Origin of the sequence: Vibrio sp. 10N.239.312.C11 (genome assembly GCF_041466065.1) — a bacterium.
Classification (GTDB): Bacteria; Pseudomonadota; Gammaproteobacteria; order Enterobacterales; family Vibrionaceae; genus Vibrio; species Vibrio tasmaniensis_A.
The window spans coordinates 1-3,173 of the sequence record NZ_JBFSRZ010000114.1 but is presented as its reverse complement, the minus strand read 5'-3'; the positions used below and the strand labels follow the sequence as shown (position 1 = coordinate 3,173).

Sequence of the window (3,173 nt, the reverse complement as noted above, 5' to 3'; positions counted from 1 at the left end):
GCTGATCAGATCGTAGGTTCTTGATTTAGTTCCATTGAATTACGCAACAAAGCCCCATTGATCTTCAGAATAAGCAGCAAAAGAAACAACTTGAAGAACAAAAAATGACGCTCAAAACACTGATGAATTTAGATCCACTCAGTCAGTTATTTAACCGTTTAACCTTGGCAGAATCCATCACACAGTGGCGTGATACTGTAGAAATAGAACAACCCTACGCGTTACTATTAATTGATATTGACTACTATAAACAATTCAATGATTGCTACGGTCATGTGAAAGGGGATGAGGTTTTGGTTACCATATCAAAACAGCTTAAACATCATTTTTCAGCAGAATCTTTTAAGGTATTCCGATTTGGCGGTGACGAGTTTTTAGTTTTATGTACGGGTGAAACAAAAAACGCGTTGCTAGCAAAAACTTCTCAGCTCTTATCCGGTGTGCATGATTTAAATATCAGCCACAAGAAGTCTAAATGCAGTGATCGCTTAACTCTTTCGGTTGGTGGAGCGATATTCACACACTTTGATATTTTAAATCTAACCAATGAAGAGCTGATCCAAAAAACAGATAAAACACTCTACAAAGTAAAAGACCAAGGAAGAAATGGAATATTGATTGAAGATTAGGAAATTCCCGCACTGATATATAAGCGCAAATTAAGACTGAGAATGAACATTTTTAGAAGCCGACGCCTTAACCGTCGGCTTTTTTTCTCTGGTTACCCACCAGCAAGCCAGTGAACCAACAGTTACCATACATACGCCCTGCCAAAACGTCATGGTCAATGACAAGCCCAAAATCATCGAGGAAAGTAACGTCGCGAAGATTGGCGTAAAGTAAGACATGGTTGCCAAAAACACCATGTTGCCACCTAGAATCGCCGTGTTCCAAAGCGCGTAACCAGCGCCCATACAAGCCCCAGCAAGCACTAAGTCAATCGCAGCACTTGAAGTCATCACCATGCCGGTTTCATCACTCAATGCGTATTTGATCCACAGAGTGATCGCAGTAGCGATAAAGAAAAGCACAATCGCATTCTGCCCTTTAGCAACGCGTTGGGTGTAATTGCAATATACCGCCCAAATAATCGCGCCGAAGAATGCCATCGAATAGGTTTTAGGGTTGGTCGCAATATTAGCCGCGATTTGCTCGACAGAAAGCCCCTGATCGCCGCTGATACTCCAAGCCACGCCAAAAAACGCTAAGACGATACTTGGATAAACCAACCAGTTGATCTTTTTGTCACTCAACAGCACCGCAAACAACACCGTTAGTGCAGGCCATAGGTAGTTGATAACGGCCATTTCTAAGGCTTGATGTCGGCTATTTGCCATTCCTAAAGCCAGAGCCAAGAAGATTTCGTAGCAAACGAATAAGGCACCACCGATCATCAAATACGATTTAGAGAAGCGCGACAGCTTAGGTAACCCCATAACACAGACTAACAACAGTGAGCTCACTGTATAAAGACTGGCAGCACCACCAATTGGGCCCAGTTGTTCTGACACACTACGAGACAATGCAATTAAGCAGCTCCATAGTAAAATGGCAGCAATGCCGTAGCAGCTATGGCGATGAGATTTCAGCACGCCTCTTCCTTCTCTTTATTGTAATTAGGTAATCAAAGCGAGCTTAAGCAAAGGTAGGCTTAAACACCACTATCGATAAGTTGCAGTGAGTAAAAATAAGTAGCCGAGCACATAACTGTACTCGGCTATCAATCATTTACTCAAAATTCTAAAAGCAGTTAGCAATTAGCAATTAGCAATTAGCAATTAGCAATTAGCAATTATGCCAACAAAAGTGCTTGCAGGTCAGCCAGAGACTTGACCTGATAATGAGGGTTAATTCCTGCTGGCGTCGCTTTCTCTTGGCGGTTCAACCAACAGGTCTCAATACCAAAATCCAAGCCACCTAAAATATCAGAGTGTGGGTTGTCCCCGACCATCAATACTCTTTGCTTTGATGGCAATCCAATCAGCTTGTGCGCATGCTCAAAAATTTCCGCGTCTGGTTTAGCGACACCGACTTCCTCAGAAATGATCACATGGTCAAAGTAGTCTGTCATTCCTGTTCGTTCCAAACGGATTGACTGCAGCTCTGTGAAACCATTGGTGATGATGCCCATGTTCACTTTGCCTTTTAACGACTCCATCAACTCTTTTGCACCAGGAAGCAGAGAACAGATGTCTGCCATGGCGGCTAAAAACGCACTGTTTAGTGCTGCCGTGGTTGTCTCTAACTTTGTTGCCCAGCTTTCAAAACGCGCGTGCTTCAGTTGTGCAGCCGTAATACGGCCATCTTGGTAATCGACCCATAACGGCAAATTAACCTCTTGATACACTGAATAATCCTGTTCGCTAAAGTCCACGCCAAAACGGGAGAACATCAGCTTCATTCCTTGAAAAGCATCAAAGTGGAACAAGGTTTCATCTGCATCAAAGAATATCCAATCGTACTTCATTTTATGTCCTATTATTCGCGCGGTTGAGCAGTGCTTGTATTTATTTTCTCGTTGCCTCAAAGGCCAGATGTGCATTCTACTATCAATTTTGTGAGCCTGAATATAGTTCTAAGAATTTATAGAAAACAAGCAACAAGTCATGATGTATCGCAAATTTTGCCACATATTAAACCAATACCATACAAGAAATACACTTAAGTACCGGGAGGTACCATGAAGCACTTCTTACCGTCATCCGTCATGCTCACCCCATTCCTTGTTAAGTATTATGATGAACAACCAGAAGACACCTCTGACGCCTTAGATACCGATGAGTCTCAGCAACCTCAAATTGAAGCTAACGATGACTCACGCAAACCATCGACACAAACTGAACTTGAACCGACGTTGAGTGAATAGCCTTTACTTTCATGGTCATGGAACGTAATTCTGTTATTAAATCAATCAATAGTTCGCTTTCCATTACTGACAATAAACACATAAGAAAACCATAAAAACGATTGCTATATGAGCCCTATCACAACACATAATCACAAAGTGGTAGTTCGAAATCAAAGTTGTTCCAGATCAATGGTCGACCAGTTGATTGCCGACAACATGTAGGAAATTAAAAAATCATAATTAACGGAGTTTTCCAATGTCTACTGCATTTTACATCGGCTTTGTTGCGTAATTAAATTTAAAGATAGAACAACCCCGTTTCGCG

The 3,173-nt window shown here is 41.9% G+C and carries 4 protein-coding genes; 2 read left to right on the top strand and 2 right to left on the bottom strand.

Annotation, left to right across the window (positions count from 1 at the left end; all coding sequences use genetic code 11):
- Positions 1-104: 104 nt before the first annotated feature.
- Positions 105-629: a GGDEF domain-containing protein gene (locus AB6D07_RS22740; protein ID WP_372140760.1), complete on the top strand. Its 525-nt coding sequence runs from the start codon at positions 105-107 to the stop codon at positions 627-629.
- Between the two features lie 30 nt (positions 630-659).
- Here the strand turns inward: AB6D07_RS22740 and yddG are convergent, their stop codons facing one another.
- Together yddG and yjjG are read right to left on the bottom strand one after the other, a co-directional pair.
- The gene (gene yddG, locus AB6D07_RS22735) at positions 660-1,592 is read right to left on the bottom strand and encodes an aromatic amino acid DMT transporter YddG (RefSeq protein ID WP_017103720.1); all 933 of its coding nucleotides are present in this window, start codon (positions 1,590-1,592) and stop codon (positions 660-662) included.
- Between the two features lie 200 nt (positions 1,593-1,792).
- On the bottom strand, positions 1,793-2,467 hold the full coding sequence (yjjG, locus tag AB6D07_RS22730; protein ID WP_017103719.1) for a pyrimidine 5'-nucleotidase: 675 nt from the start codon (positions 2,465-2,467) through the stop codon (positions 1,793-1,795).
- A 213-nt stretch (positions 2,468-2,680) separates the two neighbouring features.
- Between yjjG and AB6D07_RS22725 the strand changes: the two genes are divergently transcribed.
- Positions 2,681-2,866 carry a hypothetical protein gene (locus AB6D07_RS22725; protein WP_009845588.1) on the top strand — a complete coding sequence of 62 codons (186 nt, stop codon included), beginning with the start codon at positions 2,681-2,683 and terminating at the stop codon, positions 2,864-2,866.
- Positions 2,867-3,173 lie beyond the last annotated feature (307 nt).